Below are 18,719 nucleotides of genomic sequence, written 5' to 3' on the forward strand. Positions count from 1 at the left end.
ATGATCTCAATGGTAACCTTCGGTTCTTTGCGTTCTTGCCAAAAAAACACAGGCCTTATATTCATCTTTGCGAGAAAATGATTTCAATGGTAACAGATAGCTACGTATCTTTACAGCCAGCTGTTGCGTTATTTTAATTTTTTTATATGCATAAGGATTACCGACCGGACTGGGATATTTACACGTGTCATATTGAAGAAAGTCCAGCAGTAATAGGCCTTGACCTTGACCTGAGACGATTTGCACCATTGAAGGAGAAGCCGAATGCGATATATATTACGGTATACCTGAACAATCCACGGGAAGACGGATTTCCGCAGAACGATGAATTCGCCATCATGGGCGAGATAGAGGACAGCCTGGTAGAACAGCTAACAACCAATCTGGACGCACATTTTGTGGGCCGTACTTTTTCCAATGGTGTACGAGACTTTTATTTTTATACAGGCAACCTGTTGCTGCATGATAAATTCATTGCGGATGCAATGATTAAGTTCCCGGACTACCGTTATGATTACGGTGTGAAGGAAGATAATAACTGGGAGCTTTACTTCGACTTCCTGTTTCCCGACGTATATGAGTTTCAGCGTATCCAGAACAGGAAAGTGCTGCGGATGTTGCGGCAGCATGGTGACATGTCTGAACGGGAGCGCCCTATTGAGCACTGGATCCATTTCCGGACGGAGGAAGACAAGACGGCCTATTGGGAGCATATCCGTGAGAACGGTTTCGAGATTGCACATGACATGAAGAATGACAATCCTGAATTTCCGTTTAAACTGTGTGTGTCGCGGTCAGACAAAGCCAGCGAAGCCACTATAGACAGTGTGGTCATGACCCTTTGGGAACTGGCCCAACAGGTCAACGCAGAATATGACGGCTGGGAGACCAGCATCGTAAAATAGCCAAAGCAGGGATCACAAGATCCCTGCTTTTTTGTTTATTTCCTGAGCAACCCTGACAACAGGGAAATGAGGAACAGCACCAGGAAAATAAAAAACAGTATTTTGGCTATAGAGGCCGCGCCTGCGGCGATGCCGCCAAAGCCGAAGATGGCTGCCACAATAGCGACAATGAAGAATATTAATGCCCAACGTAACATAGCAGAAGGTTTTAAGGTGAACAATATATAATACTGGTTGCAATAAGCTTTCTTATCTGTTCTGCTTCATTCAATTATTATTCCGGTCCAGTACAATAATTGCATTACACGCAATCCCATTTTTTTTTAATATACTTGTCACCTTCGAGTAACCTTTGAGGACGGAATTAAAAATATTAGCTGCTATTTCTGTTACCTGCTGGCTCCTTTGCTGGTGCCAGCTGACGTTTGCCCAGGATAAGCCTGTGGCTGACACGGTCCCGAAGCGGGGAAACGGCCTGATGAAAAAGATCGGGGAATACCGGGATTCGCTGCGGAATAAAGAGTACCGTCAGTCTTTTATCCGCCGTATTACCAGGCAGGATGTGGAGACGCCCGACGAGAATCTGGACAGTGTCATCACCAAAAGTGAGGCATATTTTACCCCCTTTGTGGGAAAAGTCATCAGGAATATCTATTACCGGAAGGTGAAGGTGTTCGGTCCCCGCAATATTAACGATACCACGTTCACCACCAGCATGAAGCTGATTCACCTGGCTAACCGGCTGCATTTCGATTCCCGGGAATGGGTCATCCGCCAGTCGCTGTTTTTCCGGGAGGGATCCCGCCTGGACCCCTTCGAACTGGCCGATAACGAACGTTACCTGCGTAACCGGCCCTTTTTCTCCGATGCCCGTATTCACGTGCGGAATGCCAACCCGGATTCCGATTCGGTAGACGTGGAGGTGATTACCAAGGATGTATTTGAATACGGTGTGGACCTGTCGCAGTTCAGTGCTACCAACATCAAAACCCGGGTGTCGAACAATAACCTGCTGGGTGCCGGGCAGGGACTGCAGGTGGGTTTTCAGTGGCGCAGCGACTACACGCCTACCTGGAATACCGAAGCCCGTTACACTAAATACAACGTCTTCGGTTCTTTCGTGGACGTAGGCGTCGGTTATTCCACCCTGAACAATACCACGCCGCTGGATACCAATGTGTATGAAGGCACGATCTACGTTACCTTTAACCGGCCGCTGTACCGTAATGCGGCTAAATGGGTAGGAGGGCTGACACTGGCCAACAACTGGTCAATCAACATCCTCGGCAGGGAGAAGCAGACGATTGACAGTCTGCTGTACCGCGATTACCGCTATACCGTTATCGACGGGTGGGCAGGCTACAACTTCATCAACAATTACGAACATAACGGCACCATCGGCCATAAGCCCAATTTCGCAGTGCTGTTCCGGCATTTTAACCTTAACTTCTCCAGGACGCCTGACCAGATGCAGTTTAAAGAGGACCCGGTATACAACGACCATCGTTATTACCTGCTGGAATTCCAGGTATACCGGCTGGACTATTTTAAGACGCGCCAGTTCTTTGGTTTTGGCCGGACAGAGGATATTCCGCTGGGATATAACCTGAAGGCGGCTACGGGCTGGGAGACCTGGAAAGACCGCCGCCGGCTCTATACCGGCCTGGAAGCCCAGAAATACTGGACTACCAGAAGACAAGGACTGTTCAATACCTCGGCCGGTGTCAGTACTTTCTGGCAGGAAGGTAAACTGGAAGATGCCGTTATTCATGCCCGGGCGGAATATTACAGCCGGCTGTTCTCTATCAGAAAAGCCCGGTTCCGCCAGTTCCTCAATTTAGACTACCTGGAAAGCCCCAACCCATTTTTCTACAAACCGCTTAATATCAACAACGACAACGGTATCTGGGGATACAGATATACCAGGCTGAATGGTTACCAGCGCCTGAATTTCGGTTCTGAAACCGTTTATTACAGTCCGCTCCGGTTCCTCGGTTTTAAGTTCAACTTCTTTGCTTCCCTGCAGGCTTCTATGGTCACCGCCAAAAATGACAACCTGTTCAGCAACCCTATCTACATGGGTATTGGCGGCGGTTTCCGGGTGAAGAACGAAAACCTTTCACTCAACACCATCAAGGTGTCGGGCTATTATTTCCCGAATGCACCTCCGCTGCAGCCGAAGAGTTTGTTGGAGATCACCACCATTGTGGATTTCAGGTTTGATATCTCCGCTTTGAAAGCTCCCGCTTTCCTGAGTTTTTTCTGATGAATGTTTAACTGAAAAAAGGAAGATATATGGAATGGCAAAACAGGCTGACGTCATTGCTGGGTATTGATTATCCTTTTATACAGGCGCCCATGCTGGGCATCACCACCCCGGCGATGGTAGCGGCCGTGAGTAACGGCGGCGGGCTGGGATCGTTGCCGGTGGGCGGGCTGCCGCCTGCGCGGGTGGCTGCGCTGATAGCAGAAGTGAAGGCGCTCACCCGGAGGCCTTTTGCGGTGAACCTGTTTACTTATGAAGTACCGCAGGCAGACCAGCCGGAACAATTTGAGCAGATGCAGCAGTACCTGCAGCAACTGTATAAAACAAACGGGCTGACAGTACCGGCAGTCGCTTTTGACACCGTGAAAACGCATGCTTACCAGGAGCAGTTGCCTGTATTACTGGAGGCCGGTATTTCCCTGGTGAGTTTTACTTTCGGCATACCGGACGAGGCCAGCATAGCCCTGCTGAAAGCCGGCGGATGTGTGCTGCTGGGTACCGCCACATCGGTGAAAGAGGCTGTGGCGCTGCAGGCAGCGGGCTGCGATGCTATTGTGGCGCAGGGGATAGAGGCCGGTGGCCACCGGGGTTCGTTTTTACCGGGACCGCTGCCACAGGTAGCTACCATGGCGCTGGTGCCGCAGATAACTGACCGGGTAGCCGTCCCCGTTATCGCCGCCGGCGGTATCGCCGACGGGCGCGGTGCGGCGGCGGCTTTCTGCCTGGGCGCCAGTGGCGTACAATGCGGCAGCGTACTGCTAAGGAGCCCGGAGAGCGCAGCAACGCCGCATCATAAAGATAAGGTGGGAGCGGTCACGGATACGGGCACACGGATTACACGGGCCTTTTCCGGCCGGTGGGCGAGAGGAATCGCTAATGTGCTGATGGACGGGATAGAAGCGTCAGGACTGCCGCTGAATGTCTATCCGGTGCAGGATGCACTGACGCAGGCCGTCCGTAAGGTGGCGAAGGAACTGGACAACCCGGATTTCATCGTTATGTATGCCGGACAGGCGGCGCAGCTGGCAAAGCCGCTTCCGGCTGCAACGCTTATGGAAGAGATCAGAACAAGCGCTGAAAAAATATTGTCCGGGCAACCTTAATAAATACGCGTGAAAAGGCCCGGGTAATCTTTCACAATACCGTTTTCGTCAATCGGTAATTCTGCCCTGAAGCCGCTGTCGCCGTTTTCATAGAGGTACAGCCGGTCCTCCATTTTGGTGTAATATTGTGACAATTTCTGCAGTTCAAACTCCGGTAGTTTGATATACAGCATCTGCAATAGTTTTCTCTCTCCCTGTTCAAACGTCAGCCGGCGTATCGGTAAGGTATTGGTAAAAGGGGTCAGTGAAATATCGATGTCAGTACAATCGTCAAACGCCTCGATATGGTTACCGTCTTTGTCAAACCAGTGGCCGTTCAGATCGGAGGTCAGTTTCAGCGCCGTGGGCTGAAGGCCGTCCCGCCGGATGTGGAAGGAAGACACTTTCCATTCCGGTGTCACTTCAATTTCGTATTGAATGGAAAACGGGTCTGCGTCCGTGCAACCGTTGATAATTCCTTTGACGAGGTTGTTGTGTTCCTGTTTGGTCACTGTCAAAAATTCCGTCGCCGGCCACAGGGTGGCCTGCCATACTACTGGTCCCATGATTTATCTTTTTATGGTGGATGATTTAATTTGGATGATTACGCTTTTGGAGGCGGGCGTATTGCTTTTGTCTGCGACCGTGTTCACCGGCACCAGCACATTGGTTTCCGGGAAATAGGTAGCGGTGCATCCCGCCGGGATATCGTATTCCACGATGATAAAGCCGGGAGCTATTCTCTCCGTTTGCCCGTGATAGTTATACAGGTCTACTACCTGGCCTGCTGTAAAGCCGCCGCTGGCAATGTCCTGCGGGTTCATGAAGATAACGCGCCGCTCATGGTGCACGCCACGATAGCGGTCATCCAGCCCGTAGATAGTGGTGTTGAACTGGTCGTGGCTGCGGATGGTCATCATCAGGTATTCTTCCCGGCTCAGCGGCGTGGTAGTGACGGGGGCCACGTTAAAATTGGCTTTGCCGGTGCCGGTATTGAACTGGCCGGTCCTGGAGCCGTTGGGCAGGTAAAAGCCGCCGGGGTGGCGTACCCGTTTGTTATAATCGTCAAATCCGGGGATCACTTTTTCTATCGCATCCCGGATATGATCATAATGCTGTGTGTATTGTTCCCAGGGCACTTTGCTCTGTGGTCCGAGTATGGCCCTGGCCATTTCGCAGACGATCACCGGTTCGCTTTTGAGTTCTGCGGATATGGGATGCAGGTTGCCTTTAGACATCTGCACTACGCCCATGGAATTTTCGCAGGTGACGAACTGCGCCTGCTGTTGTTGTATGTCTTTATCGCTGCGGCCGAGGCAGGGGAGTATGATGGCTTCCCTGCCATGTACGAGATGGCTTCTGTTCAGTTTCGTAGATACGTGTACGGTAAGGCGGCAATTGCGCAGGGCTTTTGCCGTGTAGGCCGTGTCGGGCGTGGCAGAGAGGAAGTTGCCGCCCATGGCGATGAACACTTTGGCATCACCGCGGTGCATGGCATGGATGGCATGCACTACATCATGGCCGTGTTTATACGGTGGTTTAAAGCCATATACCGCCTCCAGTTTTTGGAGGAGGGCGTCGGCCGGTTTTTCATAGATGCCCATGGTCCTGTCGCCCTGTACGTTACTGTGGCCGCGCACCGGGCAGGTACCTGCGCCGGGTTTGCCGATGCTGCCTTTGAGCAGCAGCAGGTTAACGACCTCCCGGATGGTATCCACGGAGTTTTTATGCTGGGTAAGTCCCATGGCCCAGCAGGCAACGATCTTTTGTTTGTGCATCAGCGCCGCAGCGGCTTCCCGCAGTTGCGCTTCGCTGATACCGCAGGCGGCGGCAAGATCGGGCAGACGCTGTTGCCGCAGGTGGGCTATGTATTCATTATACCCGCTGGTGTTGTTGCTGATAAATGACTGATCGAATACGGTGCCCGGATGTTTATCTTCTTCTTCCAGCAGCAACAGCGCCAGTGCTTTCAGCAGAGCCATGTCGCCATTGATTTTAATTTGCAGGAAGATATCGGTGAGATGTGTTTGCACCTGGAGGATACCTTTCACGGTTTGCGGGTTGAGAAAATTGAGCAGTCCCGTTTCCTTCAGGGGGTTGACGGCGATGATAACAGCGCCGTTGGCTTTGGCTTTCTGCAGCGCCGTGAGCATACGCGGGTGATTGGTGCCCGGGTTCTGGCCGAGGATGATGATCACTTCCGCCTGATGTACATCTTCCAGGGTGACCGACCCTTTACCAATGCCTACTGCTTCGCCGAGGGCAACGCCGCTGGACTCGTGGCACATATTGGAGCAGTCCGGCAGGTTGTTGGTGCCATATTCCCTGACCATCAGCTGGTAAAGGAAAGCGGCTTCGTTGCTGGTCCGGCCGGAGGTATAAAATACAGCCTCGTCGGGTGTATCCAGCTGCTGCAGGTGTGCTGCAATTTTATGGTAAGCGTCGTTCCAGGATATGGGCGTATAATGCGTGGCGCCGGGAGCGAGGTACATGGGCTGCGCGATCCTTCCTTTTTTGCCGATCTCGTAGTCGGAAAGTGCTCCGAGGGAATCGATGCTGTTGGCCGCAAAAAAGGCGGGGTCCAGCTTACGGGTAGTGGCTTCCTCGGCGATGGCTTTGGCGCCGTTTTCACAGTATTCCGCAATGGGGGACCTTTCATCGTCAGGGTCAGGCCATGCGCAACCGGGGCAATCAAAGCCGTCTTTCTGGTTCAGTTCCAGCAGGGCTTTCATGGCCCTGAAGGCATTCATGGCTTCCAGCATATGTTTCATACTGGAAACGACCGCCGGGATGCCGGCAGCTACCGTAGCCGGTTTGGTGAGTTTAAGGCCGGTGAACTTCACCGGTGTGAACTCCGTATGTAACCCCTTGATAGACATGATTATTGCTGATTTCTCTGATTTGGATTTTTGTGTTTGTAAAGCAATCAGTTAGTTGGAATGTCAATTATTGTTTTGTTTTCCTGGCAAGCTACGTATTTCTCCCGGCATCGAAAAAATCAGCAGTAATCATGTAATCACCGTTAAGTGTACTGATTATACCTGTCTTCTTTCAGGAACCCGATCAGCGTGATATTCCACGCCGCCGCCATTTTAACGGCCATACTGGAAGGGGCGCCGATAGCGGCGATGACCGGAATACCTGCCATAGCGGCTTTTTGTATCAGTTCAAATCCTGCTCTGCCGCTGAGCAGCAGCAGGCTTTGTGGCAGGGGGAACTGTTGCGCAAGTGCAGCACCGATGACTTTGTCGACGGCATTATGCCGGCCGATGTCTTCCCGCAGCAGTTGTATCCGGCCTTGTTCATCCACCAGCGCTGCGGCATGGAGGCCGCCGGTGTGCGCAAAGAGCGCCTGCCGGGCCCGCAGCTGTTCGGGTAACTGTGAGAGCCACTGTCCGGGAGCGCGCCGGTCGGAATGACTAACGTTAACGCCTGTATGAATATTTTCGATAGAAGATTTTCCGCACATACCACAGGCGGCAGTGGCCTGAAAATGGCGCTGGCTTTTGTCAAGAAAAGGCACCACCTGTTCTTTCAGGGCAACGGTAGCGATGCTGCCGCCTGGTGTTTCCGCCAGCGTCACCTGCCTGATAGCGGCCGTACCGGGAATAATACCTTCGGTAAACAGGAAGCCGGCGGCCAGTTCTTCGTCCTGACCCGGGGTGCGCATGGTCACCGCTATATTTTGCTGGCGGCGGTTGTGGGTGGGCCCATGCTCCAGTCTTATTTCCAATGGTTCTTCTGCTGCCAGGACATCTTCGGTATCGGTTACTCCTGTGGCAGTGATTTTTTTAATACGGGTATGAACAACAGCATTTGTCATAGTTAAAATTACACTTTCACGATCATCTTACCGCTGTTTTGCCCGGAAAATAATCCCAGCAGTGCGGCGGGCAGCTGATCAAATCCTTCGATAATGGTTTCGGTGTACTTTATTTTGCCGGCGCGTATCCATTCTCCCAGCTGTTGAATGCCTTCGAGGTAGCGATGGGCATAGTTACCGATGGTGAAGCCCTGCATCAGGACGCTGAATTTGATAAGTGTGGGCTGCACCCGTGGCCCGATGGGGACTTCGGTGCTGTTGTACAGGGCTATTTGTCCGCATACGGGTATCCGGGCGAAAAAATTCAGGTGCTCCATGACGGCGTCGGAAATTTCGCCGCCTACGTTGTCGAAGTAGATATCGACGCCATTGGGACAGGCGGCGGCCACGGCAGCTCCCAGGTGTGTATTGCCCTTGTAGTTGATGGCGGCGTCGAAGTTAAAGTCGCTGGTCAGCAGTTTCACTTTTTCTTCGCCGCCGGCGATGCCCACCACCCGGCATCCCTGTATTTTAGCGATCTGTCCGGCTACCAGTCCTACAGCGCCGGCAGCCCCTGAAATCACCACGGTTTCGCCGGCTTTGGGTTTACCGATGTCCATCAGGCCGAAGTAAGCGGTGAGGCCGGGCATGCCGAGCACGCCCAGGTAGTAGCTTGGCGGGATGCTGGCGTCTATTTTACGGAGGTGGTCGCCGGAGAAAACGAACCCGGTGGCCCAGGGGAAGAAATTTTTACCGCCGCCGGGCATGACCAGGTCGCCGGGGGCGAACCGTGCGTCTTTGCTTTCCGTCACGGTGGCCACGCCGCCGCTTTCTATCGGTTCCTGTACCTTAAAAGGAGGGATATAGGAGCGGGCGTCGCTCATACGGCCGCGCATGTAGGGATCTACCGAAAAATAAAGTGGCTGGAGCAGCACCTCGCCGTCATTCAGGCCGGGAAGTTCCACATCAACGGTTTTAAAGGTATCGGCAGCGGGTAAGCCTTCGGGCCGCTCATTCAAAAGGATCTGTTGTATTTTCATAAAATGGATTGACGGTATATCTTTCTTAACGGGCAAAAACAACTTTTGTTTAAGCTATTTTCAATATAGCCCTTCTGATGGGAATTATCGGGTAATAATGTATTTTAGGGCCGTAATTAACCACTAAACCCTAACTGTCTATGCGTTTGGATGATGAAAGATTAAGTGACAATGTCGAGAAGCGTTCCGGAGGCGGAAAGCGTACATTGATTGGCGGCGGTATCGGCGGCGTCATCGTCATTGTGCTCGCACTGTTGTTTAAACAGGACCCCAACCAGGTAAACCAGGTACTGCAACAGGTGCAGGGCCCGGGCGGCACTGAAAAGGTGGAACAGCTCAGCAAAGAGAATGCATCTGCCATTGAATTGTTTTCCTCCAAAGTTCTGGCCAGCACAGAAGACGTGTGGGCCGCTGAATTCAGACGGCTCAATATGGAATATGAGCGTCCTAAAATGGTGCTGTTCGAAGATGCCACCACCTCCGGTTGCGGAGCTGCCGAATCAGCCATGGGCCCATTCTATTGCCCGGCTGACCGGATGGTATACCTCGACGCCACCTTCTTTAAAGAACTGGAAGACCGCTTCGGCGTAAAAGGCGATTTCGCCAAAGCTTATGTGATCGCACATGAGGTAGGCCACCATGTGCAGAACCTGTTGGGCATCAGCCGCCAGGTACAGGCAATGCGTAGCAGGCTGAGCGAAACGGAATACAACAAACTGTCCGTAAAGCTGGAGCTGCAGGCCGATTTTCTGGCAGGATTATGGGCCAACCATGCGCAGCAGATGCGTAACATCCTGGAGGCCGGCGATATTGAATCCGGTCTGAACGCAGCCAGCGCCGTAGGCGACGACAAACTGCAGGAGGCCTCCACCGGCCGCGTAGTGCCCGATGCCTTTACGCATGGCACTTCCCAGCAAAGGATGTTCTGGTTTAAAAAAGGATTCGATTCGGGCGACCTGTCCCAGGGAGATACCGGTATCGGATTAGGACAGGCAGGACGATGATGATTTAGATATTTTGTTATTTGGGTATTTTGATATTTAATGAAGCCGTTTGATGTCAAAATATCCAAATAACTCAATACCCCAATAACCAAATAGCTAAATAACCAAATCTTACAGTTCCAGCATCTCCTTCGCCAGCGCGATCATGTGTTCATCGCCGGTATATTTGCCTTTCTCATCTGACAGCTTGACCACCGGCGTCCAGCGGGGAGCATCCTCCGGCCGGGCCTCATACATCTTCACCACAATATTCAGCGGCGTCAGTCCCACATCATTGGTAAAGTTGGTGCCGATACCAAACGACATTCCTATCTTTCCCCGGCAGTGAGCTGCTATGGCGGCTACTTTTTCGTAGTTGAGGCCATCGGAGAAGATAATGGTTTTGGAGAGCGGGTTGATGCCTTTTCCCTGGTAGTGGAGAATGGTTTCATCGGCAAACCGGAGCGGGTCGCCACTGTCGTGGCGAACGCCGTCAAACAGTTTGGCGAATTTTTTATCGAACTGCTCGAAGAAAACAGGGGTGGTATAGGTGTCGGACAGGGCGATGCCCAGATCGCCGCGGTATACATGTACCCAGTGCTCCAGCCCCAGCATATTGGCCATTTTAAAGCCGTATTTGGCGGCATGGAACATAAACCACTCATGGGCGTGGGTACCTACCGGTTTTACCCCGTTGCGCATGGCCAGATGGACGTTGCTGGTACCGATAAAGGTATGGCCGCCGTACTCGCGGAGCGTCTGCACCACCAGTTTCTGCACGGCCAGGGAATGCCTGCGCCGGGTGCCGAAATCGGCGATGGTAATGTTCAGCTCTTTATATCGCTCTATTTTGGCGCGGGTGATAGCGATGACTTCTTCGTCCGGTACCCGCTGTTGCCCGGTAGCTTCGTAGTAAAGCTCACAGATGAGCGACATCAGCGGCACCTCCCAGAGAATGGTACGGTACCAGTAACCGTCGGCATGTACCTCCAGCTGGTCGCCGTGCTGGGTGATATGTATTTCAGAAGGATTGTAGCGGTAGCCCTGCAGAAAATCGAGGTAGGTAGGGTCGAGGTAGGGGCAGGTAACAGCGAGGAAGTCTTTTTCCTCCTGGCTGAGTTGCAGGTACTGCATCTCGTCCACTGCCCGCCGCAGCAGCTTGTCGAAGCCCGGCGGGTAAGCATGTTGGCCCCGGTTGATGAATTTATAACGGGCACGCGCCTTCGGAAACAATTTGATCACGCAGTGCTGCATGGTGAACTTGTAGAAATCATTGTCCAGGATGGAATTCAGCTTCATAGTCTGCCGTTTAATTGACAATTATACCATATTTTTGCACTCATCATCATATCCAATTAATAATAATGAAACAGATTAAAGTAAAGTTTGCACTTAACCCGCAAGAAACCGTTTTGTTCAAAGTAAACGGCTCGTTCCTCAAAAACAAATGGCAGGCAAAACCAGGAGCCCTGTGCCTAACCAACGAAAGGATTGTTGTAGAAGGCAAATCGATGACCGCATTTTTATTGTTTGGCGTCATCGGATGGTTGTTGACCCGGAAAAAAATTCTTAAAGAATTTCCGCTGACAGATATTACCAACTTCAGCAGAGGTAAACAAGGCTTCAACAAAAAGGTAGCGGTGTTTGAACTGCTGGATGGTTCTACGGTACGTATGGCCATCACCGGTAAATGGGAAGTTTTTGAAGCGGCCTACCACAAAGCGATGCTGGATGTAAAGCCACTGTTCTCCATAAACTGATTTACAATTTAGTCCCACAAAATTTACAGTAGTCCGCATTCGCATCGTGGCCTTCACGCATGCAGTGCGGACATATGCGTTGGTCCACCTCATTCTTATCCCGCAGCCGGCTCATTTCCACCGTTACAATTCCCGTAGGTACCGCAATGATTGCATAGCCCATGATCATGATCAGGGCCGAAAATGCCTGCCCCATAGGGGTAATGGGCGCTATATCGCCATAACCCACCGTAGTGAGGGTCACCACTGCCCAGTAAACGCTGACGGGGATACTGGTGAAACCCGAGTTATGCCCCGATTCAATGACATACATCAGGGAGCCGAGTACGACTGTCAGCAGGAGGATGAAGAAAAGGAAGACGGCAATCTTGCGGCGGCTGTGTTCCAGCGCCAGCGCCAGCTGCCTGCTTTCATTGAGGAAAGGTACCAGCTTGAAGATCCGGAAGATCCGCATCAGCCGCAATATCCGGATGGTGAGCAGGAAATGGGCGCCGCCGAAAAGAAACTCCACGTAAGTAGGCAAAATACAAAGCAGGTCTATCAGCCCGTAAAAGCTGGTGATATAGGCTTTGGGGCGGTAGCTGCACCATATCCTGAACAGGTATTCCAGGGTGAAGAGAATAGTGAACACCCATTCCAGCACCGTAAACAGCCGTTCGAACCGTTGTTGTACGCTGACCACACTTTCCAGCATCACCACGGCTACGCTCAGCAGGATCATCGCCAGCAGCGCTACGTCAAACGCCCGGCCGGCAGGCGTGTCCGCTTCAAAGATGATGTTATGCCAGCGCTGCTGAAAAGGGGAGAGTGTTCTCCTGTCTTGTTTTGCCATGCGGTGATATTGTATTGCTAAAATACGAAAGTTCCTCCTCAGCTGACGGACAGGGTGCTGCCGTAACAAATAAGGCCGGCTTTACGGGCCAGGCTGCGTGAGGCATAGTTGTTCCATGAAGTGCTATAGAGTGGTAGCGCTCCCATATCACGTACCCTGGCAGCCCAAAGGGCCAGTGCAGCGGCAGCGTAGCCTTTACCCCGGAAAGGCGCCAGCGTGTCGATGCCGGCTTCGTGAGCGGTTGCGGTAATACGCACGCTGCGGCATACGGAGACTACCTGTCCGTTTTGCACGACGGCGGCACAGGGTTGGACAATATCCAGTTCCTGCGCCAGCCACGGAAATTCAGGGCCTATCATCGCTATCTGTTCCGTTGTCAGGTGAATGGCAGGTGCGGTAGCGATGAGTGTTTCGGGGACAAGAAAAGAAGGTCCGGCTTCCCACCGGGCACTTTGCAGTAACTGCCGGTACTGCATAACCTGTGGCGGCGCGCCGTTAGGGACTTCCGCAGCTGCTTCCGGGACTACCACAGCTTCCAGGGCCTGTACCAGCGCTTCCGGCACATCGTCCCGGTATCTGCGGACAGGCGTGCCGGTTACAGGAAGACCCAAAAAGAACCGGGGAGCAGGCCCACGGTCGGCCCAGGGCTCATTGGCCTGTAACATCCGGCCGGCGGCGTTATAGGTGAACAGCACATCGGCATGTAGCTGCATCAGCGTTTCCGTTGTCGGGTTATGCAGGGAATTCATCACCGCAAGTTATCCTAATTATTTATCTTCCGGAAAATTGTGTCGGGCTATGCATAGAATAAAGAGCCTCCTGGCGGGCATATTGCTCGCAGCTGATGTTATAACGGCCCAAAGCAGGCCAACCGGTCATCCGGAGATCAGACGGACGGTGCAACAGATCAACCGCGATTCCACGCTGAAGCAGGTGACGCTTAATAATGAAGAGTGGATGACGGAGATGTCGGACGGGGGTGGCAGCCTGACCGGCTATTATAAAAACAAAACACTGGTGAAAGCAGTCCGCTGGATAGGCTACTCCAGCGGTGTGGAAATCGTGGAGTTCTATTTTAAAGACAATAAACTGCTGTTTGTCTATGAGCAATCTGACCTTTTCTTCTATGACGAAAGGAAAGGAATGCTCCGGACGGACTCCCTTGTGCGGAACTTCGAAGGGCGCTATTATTTTTCCGGTAAAAAGATGATTGATTATACCACGTTGGGGCATAACCGTTTTGAAAACGATTCCCTGGACGCAGCGAAGATATGGCCGCAGGAAGCAGCCACCTGCAGGCGTTTGCTGGCCCGCAAGGTGGCGCGGTAGTTTACAGCAGGATGTCGATGTCTGCTGAAGTGAAATACCGGGGACTTCATGCCCGGAAATTACTACGCCGTACCGTAGTTTCAACGGGAGGATAAATTGCAGCGGAATACGGGCCCAGCTTTTCATATTTTCCACGTTAATGTTTAACAGCGATGATAATTGTATGCCGAGAGAGGGCACAAAAACAAAGGTGGTGCGGCTGGAGGTGAACTGTGCGCCGGCCTCCACATAGCTGTACAAGCCGATGAACCGTTTGTTGCTCACCCAATAGTCGAAGTTGCCTTTAATGCCTGCTCTTACCTGCTGCGCCGTTGTCGTGGACTTTTCCGCGTTTCTGTCTTTGAGGCTGGCGAAGCTGCCGGACACCGTATAGCCGAGCCAGTAGTCCATCAGTCCTTTTTTACCACCGTCACTGTTATAGTCAAAGTGTTTGAGGAAGTTGCCGGCGTTGATCCTTATCTCCGGGCCCTGTATATAATGGCCAACGAAGGCAGGGCCGCTGGTAAGGCCTATCACAAAGGAGTTGCCCACCCTGCTGCGAACGAAATCGCGGTAGCGCAGCGGTGCGTTCGCCTGTCGCATGGCGGATGTGATGGTGCCGGGATCATCGAACAGCGGGTCCATATGGGAACGGTAGGGAATGGGTACCCACATGAGGCTGGGAATATGGTGGATCAGGTACAAGGGCTGATTGGCGTGGTTGTCAGGGATTTTCTCCAGGAAAGGGATAAAGGCCGTTCCCGCTGCGCCCCGCTGAAAAGCTTCGCTGAGGTCTTGCAGGGATAATGATACCGCATGAATGATGCGTTCCGCTTCAGGGGTAAAGGTGGCATAACGTATATCCGTCAGCGTAGTATCTTTCTGCCAGCTGTGATGAGGATTGTTGAACTGGCCATCACCATAGGCATGCCAGATTTCTCCTTTGCGGTTTACGACCGTGGCGCCGTTGGCGCTGTAGAAATCGTGCAGTGATTTGTTGTTGGTGATGGACTCGAAGACGGTGCGGTTTACGACCAGATGCCCTGCGGAGAAAGCGTCTTCCAGGAAGTGGTCGGCGAAGGCGTTGAAGAGCATGGCATAAAACAGCAGTTGCCGGGCGGCGGCCTCGTTTTGCCGGGACAGGAGCCCGCTTTGTTCCGCCAGGTCGATGGCCAGTACGTGTAAGGTAACGTACATGTTGATCGCATTGGTGCGCCCCAGTCGTTTAAAGATGCTGTCTACCAGTGCCGGCTTTTCGCAGAGGCGGATAGATGCTTTGCTGAAATGCCGCAACTGTTCAGGAAAACTTTTACGGTATTCATAAAAATGAGAAAGGTTAACGGCAGCTTTCAAGGCGTAGCTGAAGTCCAGTTTGGAGAGTTTGGCGTCGGGCGCGGCTGTATAACCCATTTCAATGTATTGATCGTGCAGCCGGATGATCTGCTCCATTACCGAATGCTGGTAATGCAGCTGTTCTTCGAGTAACAAAGGGTTGCGTTCGTGATCGCCGCTGAGGCCGTTCAGTACGCCGTAGGAGATGTTGCTCTGGCCCGGCCCGGAAAAAGCGCCGAAGTAACTGCGGCCCTTGTCGTCTGTACGGATGTCCAGGTAACGTAGCAACTGAGCTTTGCCGCTTTCGGGCAGTGACCGGAGAAAGCGCAGGAAGGCTGCGTCGCCGATCAGTTTATGCTCTCCGTAGTTGTAGGCAAATAAGCGTCCGGTAAAAATGGTAAATGTAATGGCAATAATGAATAGTCCCTTCATAATTTGGGTTGTAGTTCACAGATAGTTGTTTGAAGAGACAGTTAAAGGGACGATACTTAAAGTAAAGGTATTTTGAGTGGATGACAATGGAAAACAGCCGGAGATTACAAACTATGGGAAAAATCCCGGTGCCGGCCGGAAATATCATCCCCCGTTTATGGTAGTTATTATAAAAAATAGTACATTTGACCTAAATTTTGGAACGATGAACGACTACACTACTATGAACGAAGAGGAAGATGATAAGAAGTCCTTTATTCAACGCCTGAGAGACAGTGTGTTGCCGATTAAACCGGAAGATTCCGGTTTGACGAAAGTGATGAAACAGATCGGCTTTGGGTTTTTTTTGGGCGTAGCAGGCGTGGTAACAGCCCTGCTGGCGATAGCGGTATCATTTGCCCTGTAAAAATGAAACGGTTGTTGTACATATCCGGTATCAGCGCTTTTTTGTGGTTGCTGGTGCACCTGGCGCGATGGTACGGGCAACCGCTGCCTTACCTCAACGGGCATCTGACGGACCTGATCGTGGTGCCTTTAATAGCGCAGGTGTGCCTGGTAGTAGTGCAGCGTTGGATGGTGCAGCAGGATAACTATCACCTGCCGTTAGGATATGTACTGTTTATTGCAGTGTATGTATCGGTGGTATTCGAAGGGGTGATGCCCCGTTTTTCTCCCCGCTACACCGGCGACTGGCTGGATGTAGCCGCTTATTTCGCGGGCGCTGCGGGTTATTACGGCTGGCAGCGCTGGCCGGCCACAATGCCGGCAGGATAACGGTGTGGGATATATGTAAATCAACGCTGTTCCTTGTCCGGCCCGTTGAACAAGGAACAGCGCGATCTTTGGATCAACCATGCTGGCCCACGGTGTAACCGCCCGGTACCGTGTGGAAAGCGATGTTCAGTTTGTTCCACGTGCCGATCATGGCTACTGACAGCGCGATATCGGCAATCTGTGATTTGCTGAAATGCTGCGCCAGGTCGTTATAAATCTTCTCATTCATATGATTGGCATTCAGTGCTTCTGCAAAAGCTAATGCCGCTCTTTCTGCCTCAGTATAATAAGGGCATTCGCGCCATGCCGGCAGAGAATACAGCCTTTGTGGGTCTTCTCCGTGATGAACGGCATCTTTATAATGCATGTCCAGGCAATAAGCACAGCCGTTGATCTGGGACATGCGGGTATTGATCAGTTCGTGCAACTTCGCGTCAACTCCCTGACGGAGATAGGCGCCGGTTTTAAACAGCCCGTCCATAAATCCTTTATTTACGTCTTCGAAAGAAATTCTTGCTTCCATTTTTTATCGTTTTAATTTTGAATAATATTGTTTTGATAAGATGACAACCTGGTATTTTCATTTAGGACATGAATTTTAGATATTTTTTTATTTTATTTTAAATAGATTGATTTTGTGTTATTTAGATAATGTTGATCATCAAAAAAAGGAGAATGAAAGCGGTACATGCAGATACAAGGGAGTTGCTTTTCAGCGTAACGGAAGCGCCGTCGGCTGCTTTTTCGCAACCGTTGCAGTTGGCGGAGTATGTAGTAATGTTTATTCCCGCAGGAAAAGGGGTATATCATGCGGACTTTACCACCTTTGCCTTCAGTGGGCCTGTGCTGTTGTTTGCTACACCGTTCCAGTTGTTGCGCCTCGAGACTAAAGCCGAAGTGCCTTTATCATTGCTGCGCTTTCACGGCGATTTTTATTGCATAGAGCATCACCGTGCGGAAGTAGCCTGTAACGGACTGCTGTTTAACAACATTTATCAGCAGCCCTTCGTACAGCTTGCGCCAGGAGAAGCGGCTGACTTCTCGCAGCTGATAGCCCAGTTACAGACGGAATTTAAACAACCGGAGCCTTCAGGTATTGTCCTCAAAGCCTACCTGCAGTTACTACTGGCCAAATCCAGCGCTATCAAGCTGAAAACACTGGCAGCCGGCGAGGATGGCCCGCCGGCGGATGAGCAGATGGAGCAGTTCCGGCAATTGCTGGACCAGCACTATCTTACCTTACATAAACCGGCAGATTATGCTGAACTGCTGGCTGTATCTCCTAACCACTTCACTAAAAAATGTAACCGCTATTTCGGGAAATCACCTTCCCGCCTGATCCAGGACCGGTTGGTGCTGGAAGCTAAAAAACAATTGCACCTCACCCGTAAAAGCGTCAAGGAAATCGCCTATGCGCTGCGGTTTGACGATGAGTTTTATTTCAGCCGCTTCTTTAAAAAACATACCGGCGTATCGCCTCAGACTTTCCGTCGCCGGACGGGCATTTCCATTGTGGCAGATTTGTCCATGCAATAGCGTTTTCCTTCCATGGTCTGCCGCCAGCGCCCGGTTTACATTTGCGTCGTTATATATTTTTCAACGAACAAATGAAAACCATGGACAAAATGTTGCTTGCCATCGCCCGTCTCGATCAGGCGGGGAAAAAAATAGTACGCTGGGGTATTGTGATCGTCTTTATCTGGATAGGCGCCTTAAAATTTGTGACCTATGAAGCGGATGGTATCGTTCCTTTTGTAGCCAACAGCCCTTTTATGTCTTTCTTTTACAGCACGCCCGGTGACTACAGGAACCATATGAACAAGGAAGGCGAACTGATTGAAGCCAATCATACCTGGCATGAAAACAACAACACTTATGGATTTTCGTACGGCCTCGGGATCTTCCTGATCTTCCTGGGCGTTCTGCTGGCCATATACCGCGTATCGCCGCTGGCCGGTATTATTGGCAGCGCGCTGGTATTCATCATGTCGTTGGGCACGTTATCATTTTTGATCACCACGCCGGAAACATGGGTGCCACATCTCACCGACCATCACTGGGGATTCCCCTACCTGTCCGGCCGCGGCAGAATGGTGCTGAAAGATGCGGTGATCATGGGAGGCGCGTTGATCACCATGAGCGAATCTGCGGGCATTTACCTGAAGCGTAAAGGCTTACGGTAGTTTCTCGTACGGTTTTTTGA

Annotated in this window: 19 protein-coding genes; 9 read left to right on the plus strand and 10 right to left on the minus strand. The window is 51.7% G+C overall.

The annotated features are described in order from the left end of the window. Window positions 1-146: 146 nt before the first annotated feature. Complete coding sequence (locus HF324_RS16620) at window positions 147-905, plus strand: DUF695 domain-containing protein (protein WP_168803542.1); 759 nt, start codon at window positions 147-149, stop codon at window positions 903-905. 35 nt (window positions 906-940) lie between these two features. Here the strand turns inward: HF324_RS16620 and HF324_RS16625 are convergent, their stop codons facing one another. Continuing rightward, window positions 941-1,102 carry a DUF1328 family protein gene (locus HF324_RS16625; RefSeq protein ID WP_078672524.1) on the minus strand — a complete coding sequence of 54 codons (162 nt, stop codon included), beginning with the start codon at window positions 1,100-1,102 and terminating at the stop codon, window positions 941-943. 155 nt (window positions 1,103-1,257) lie between these two features. Between HF324_RS16625 and HF324_RS16630 the strand changes: the two genes are divergently transcribed. Both HF324_RS16630 and HF324_RS16635 read left to right on the plus strand, forming a co-directional pair. Beyond that, a complete protein-coding gene (locus HF324_RS16630) occupies window positions 1,258-3,171 on the plus strand; it encodes a BamA/TamA family outer membrane protein (RefSeq protein WP_168860297.1) in 1,914 nt (637 codons plus the stop codon). A gap of 29 nt (window positions 3,172-3,200) precedes the next feature. Next, on the plus strand, window positions 3,201-4,274 hold the full coding sequence (locus tag HF324_RS16635; RefSeq protein WP_168803544.1) for an NAD(P)H-dependent flavin oxidoreductase: 1,074 nt from the start codon (window positions 3,201-3,203) through the stop codon (window positions 4,272-4,274). Here the strand turns inward: HF324_RS16635 and HF324_RS16640 are convergent. The 4 genes from HF324_RS16640 to HF324_RS16655 form a co-directional block, all read right to left on the minus strand. After that, entirely contained in the window at window positions 4,271-4,819 is a 549-nt protein-coding gene (locus HF324_RS16640) for a putative glycolipid-binding domain-containing protein (protein WP_168803545.1), read from the minus strand. The genes HF324_RS16635 and HF324_RS16640 overlap by 4 nt on opposite strands. 3 nt (window positions 4,820-4,822) lie before the next feature. Then, a complete protein-coding gene (locus HF324_RS16645; protein ID WP_168860298.1) occupies window positions 4,823-7,132 on the minus strand; it encodes an FdhF/YdeP family oxidoreductase in 2,310 nt (769 codons plus the stop codon). 143 nt (window positions 7,133-7,275) lie between these two features. Further along, window positions 7,276-8,076 (minus strand): formate dehydrogenase accessory sulfurtransferase FdhD, encoded by an 801-nt coding sequence (gene fdhD, locus HF324_RS16650; RefSeq protein WP_168860299.1) that lies wholly within the window; start codon window positions 8,074-8,076, stop codon window positions 7,276-7,278. Between the two features lie 8 nt (window positions 8,077-8,084). After that, window positions 8,085-9,095: an NADP-dependent oxidoreductase gene (locus HF324_RS16655; protein ID WP_168803548.1), complete on the minus strand. Its 1,011-nt coding sequence runs from the start codon at window positions 9,093-9,095 to the stop codon at window positions 8,085-8,087. 140 nt (window positions 9,096-9,235) lie between these two features. On the opposite strand from HF324_RS16655, the gene ypfJ reads away from it, so the two are divergent. Further along, the gene (gene ypfJ / locus HF324_RS16660) at window positions 9,236-10,099 is read left to right on the plus strand and encodes a KPN_02809 family neutral zinc metallopeptidase (RefSeq protein ID WP_168803549.1); all 864 of its coding nucleotides are present in this window, start codon (window positions 9,236-9,238) and stop codon (window positions 10,097-10,099) included. Between the two features lie 111 nt (window positions 10,100-10,210). Here the strand turns inward: ypfJ and pncB are convergent, their stop codons facing one another. Beyond that, window positions 10,211-11,377 carry a nicotinate phosphoribosyltransferase gene (gene pncB / locus HF324_RS16665; protein ID WP_168803550.1) on the minus strand — a complete coding sequence of 389 codons (1,167 nt, stop codon included), beginning with the start codon at window positions 11,375-11,377 and terminating at the stop codon, window positions 10,211-10,213. A 65-nt stretch (window positions 11,378-11,442) separates the two neighbouring features. Here pncB and HF324_RS16670 point away from each other — a divergent pair, with 65 nt between their 5' ends. Then, window positions 11,443-11,838, plus strand: coding sequence for a PH domain-containing protein (locus HF324_RS16670; protein WP_168803551.1), 396 nt, complete (start codon window positions 11,443-11,445; stop codon window positions 11,836-11,838). A gap of 1 nt (window position 11,839) precedes the next feature. Here the strand turns inward: HF324_RS16670 and HF324_RS16675 are convergent, their stop codons facing one another. The 3 genes from HF324_RS16675 to HF324_RS16685 are packed head-to-tail and all read right to left on the minus strand — an operon-like array spanning window position 11,840 to window position 15,742. Then, on the minus strand, window positions 11,840-12,670 hold the full coding sequence (locus HF324_RS16675; protein WP_168803552.1) for an ion transporter: 831 nt from the start codon (window positions 12,668-12,670) through the stop codon (window positions 11,840-11,842). 38 nt (window positions 12,671-12,708) lie between these two features. Beyond that, a complete protein-coding gene (locus tag HF324_RS16680; protein WP_168860300.1) occupies window positions 12,709-13,419 on the minus strand; it encodes a GNAT family N-acetyltransferase in 711 nt (236 codons plus the stop codon). A gap of 22 nt (window positions 13,420-13,441) precedes the next feature. Next, on the minus strand, window positions 13,442-15,742 hold the full coding sequence (locus HF324_RS16685) for a hypothetical protein (RefSeq protein WP_168860301.1): 2,301 nt from the start codon (window positions 15,740-15,742) through the stop codon (window positions 13,442-13,444). Window positions 15,743-15,947: 205 nt separating this feature from the next. Here HF324_RS16685 and HF324_RS16690 point away from each other — a divergent pair, with 205 nt between their 5' ends. Continuing rightward, window positions 15,948-16,148, plus strand: coding sequence for a hypothetical protein (locus tag HF324_RS16690; protein WP_168860302.1), 201 nt, complete (start codon window positions 15,948-15,950; stop codon window positions 16,146-16,148). An 11-nt stretch (window positions 16,149-16,159) separates the two neighbouring features. Next, window positions 16,160-16,516, plus strand: a complete 357-nt coding sequence (locus tag HF324_RS16695; RefSeq protein ID WP_168860303.1) for a hypothetical protein — start codon at window positions 16,160-16,162, stop codon at window positions 16,514-16,516. A 73-nt stretch (window positions 16,517-16,589) separates the two neighbouring features. Here HF324_RS16695 and HF324_RS16700 read toward each other — a convergent pair whose 3' ends face one another. Beyond that, window positions 16,590-17,039: a carboxymuconolactone decarboxylase family protein gene (locus HF324_RS16700; RefSeq protein WP_168803558.1), complete on the minus strand. Its 450-nt coding sequence runs from the start codon at window positions 17,037-17,039 to the stop codon at window positions 16,590-16,592. A gap of 152 nt (window positions 17,040-17,191) precedes the next feature. Between HF324_RS16700 and HF324_RS16705 the strand changes: the two genes are divergently transcribed. Together HF324_RS16705 and HF324_RS16710 are read left to right on the plus strand one after the other, a co-directional pair. Beyond that, a complete protein-coding gene (locus tag HF324_RS16705; protein WP_168860304.1) occupies window positions 17,192-18,052 on the plus strand; it encodes a helix-turn-helix domain-containing protein in 861 nt (286 codons plus the stop codon). An 80-nt stretch (window positions 18,053-18,132) separates the two neighbouring features. Further along, on the plus strand, window positions 18,133-18,699 hold the full coding sequence (locus tag HF324_RS16710) for a DUF417 family protein (RefSeq protein WP_168860305.1): 567 nt from the start codon (window positions 18,133-18,135) through the stop codon (window positions 18,697-18,699). Window positions 18,700-18,719 lie beyond the last annotated feature (20 nt).

Origin of the sequence: Chitinophaga oryzae (assembly GCF_012516375.2) — a bacterium.
Lineage (GTDB): Bacteria > Bacteroidota > Bacteroidia > Chitinophagales > Chitinophagaceae > Chitinophaga > Chitinophaga oryzae.

What these genes read in the sequence shown, in the direction of transcription:
- HF324_RS16620 (WP_168803542.1), top strand. Translation starts at nt 147, where the DNA reads ATGCATAAGGATTACCGACCGGACTGGGATATTTACACGTGTCATATT.
- HF324_RS16625 (WP_078672524.1), bottom strand. Translation starts at nt 1,102, where the DNA reads ATGTTACGTTGGGCATTAATATTCTTCATTGTCGCTATTGTGGCAGCC.
- HF324_RS16635 (WP_168803544.1), top strand. Translation starts at nt 3,201, where the DNA reads ATGGAATGGCAAAACAGGCTGACGTCATTGCTGGGTATTGATTATCCT.
- HF324_RS16640 (WP_168803545.1), bottom strand. Translation starts at nt 4,819, where the DNA reads ATGGGACCAGTAGTATGGCAGGCCACCCTGTGGCCGGCGACGGAATTT.
- HF324_RS16645 (WP_168860298.1), bottom strand. Translation starts at nt 7,132, where the DNA reads ATGTCTATCAAGGGGTTACATACGGAGTTCACACCGGTGAAGTTCACC.
- fdhD (WP_168860299.1), bottom strand. Translation starts at nt 8,076, where the DNA reads ATGACAAATGCTGTTGTTCATACCCGTATTAAAAAAATCACTGCCACA.
- HF324_RS16655 (WP_168803548.1), bottom strand. Translation starts at nt 9,095, where the DNA reads ATGAAAATACAACAGATCCTTTTGAATGAGCGGCCCGAAGGCTTACCC.
- ypfJ (WP_168803549.1), top strand. Translation starts at nt 9,236, where the DNA reads ATGCGTTTGGATGATGAAAGATTAAGTGACAATGTCGAGAAGCGTTCC.
- pncB (WP_168803550.1), bottom strand. Translation starts at nt 11,377, where the DNA reads ATGAAGCTGAATTCCATCCTGGACAATGATTTCTACAAGTTCACCATG.
- HF324_RS16670 (WP_168803551.1), top strand. Translation starts at nt 11,443, where the DNA reads ATGAAACAGATTAAAGTAAAGTTTGCACTTAACCCGCAAGAAACCGTT.
- HF324_RS16675 (WP_168803552.1), bottom strand. Translation starts at nt 12,670, where the DNA reads ATGGCAAAACAAGACAGGAGAACACTCTCCCCTTTTCAGCAGCGCTGG.
- HF324_RS16680 (WP_168860300.1), bottom strand. Translation starts at nt 13,419, where the DNA reads ATGAATTCCCTGCATAACCCGACAACGGAAACGCTGATGCAGCTACAT.
- HF324_RS16685 (WP_168860301.1), bottom strand. Translation starts at nt 15,742, where the DNA reads ATGAAGGGACTATTCATTATTGCCATTACATTTACCATTTTTACCGGA.
- HF324_RS16690 (WP_168860302.1), top strand. Translation starts at nt 15,948, where the DNA reads ATGAACGACTACACTACTATGAACGAAGAGGAAGATGATAAGAAGTCC.
- HF324_RS16700 (WP_168803558.1), bottom strand. Translation starts at nt 17,039, where the DNA reads ATGGAAGCAAGAATTTCTTTCGAAGACGTAAATAAAGGATTTATGGAC.
- HF324_RS16705 (WP_168860304.1), top strand. Translation starts at nt 17,192, where the DNA reads ATGAAAGCGGTACATGCAGATACAAGGGAGTTGCTTTTCAGCGTAACG.
- HF324_RS16710 (WP_168860305.1), top strand. Translation starts at nt 18,133, where the DNA reads ATGGACAAAATGTTGCTTGCCATCGCCCGTCTCGATCAGGCGGGGAAA.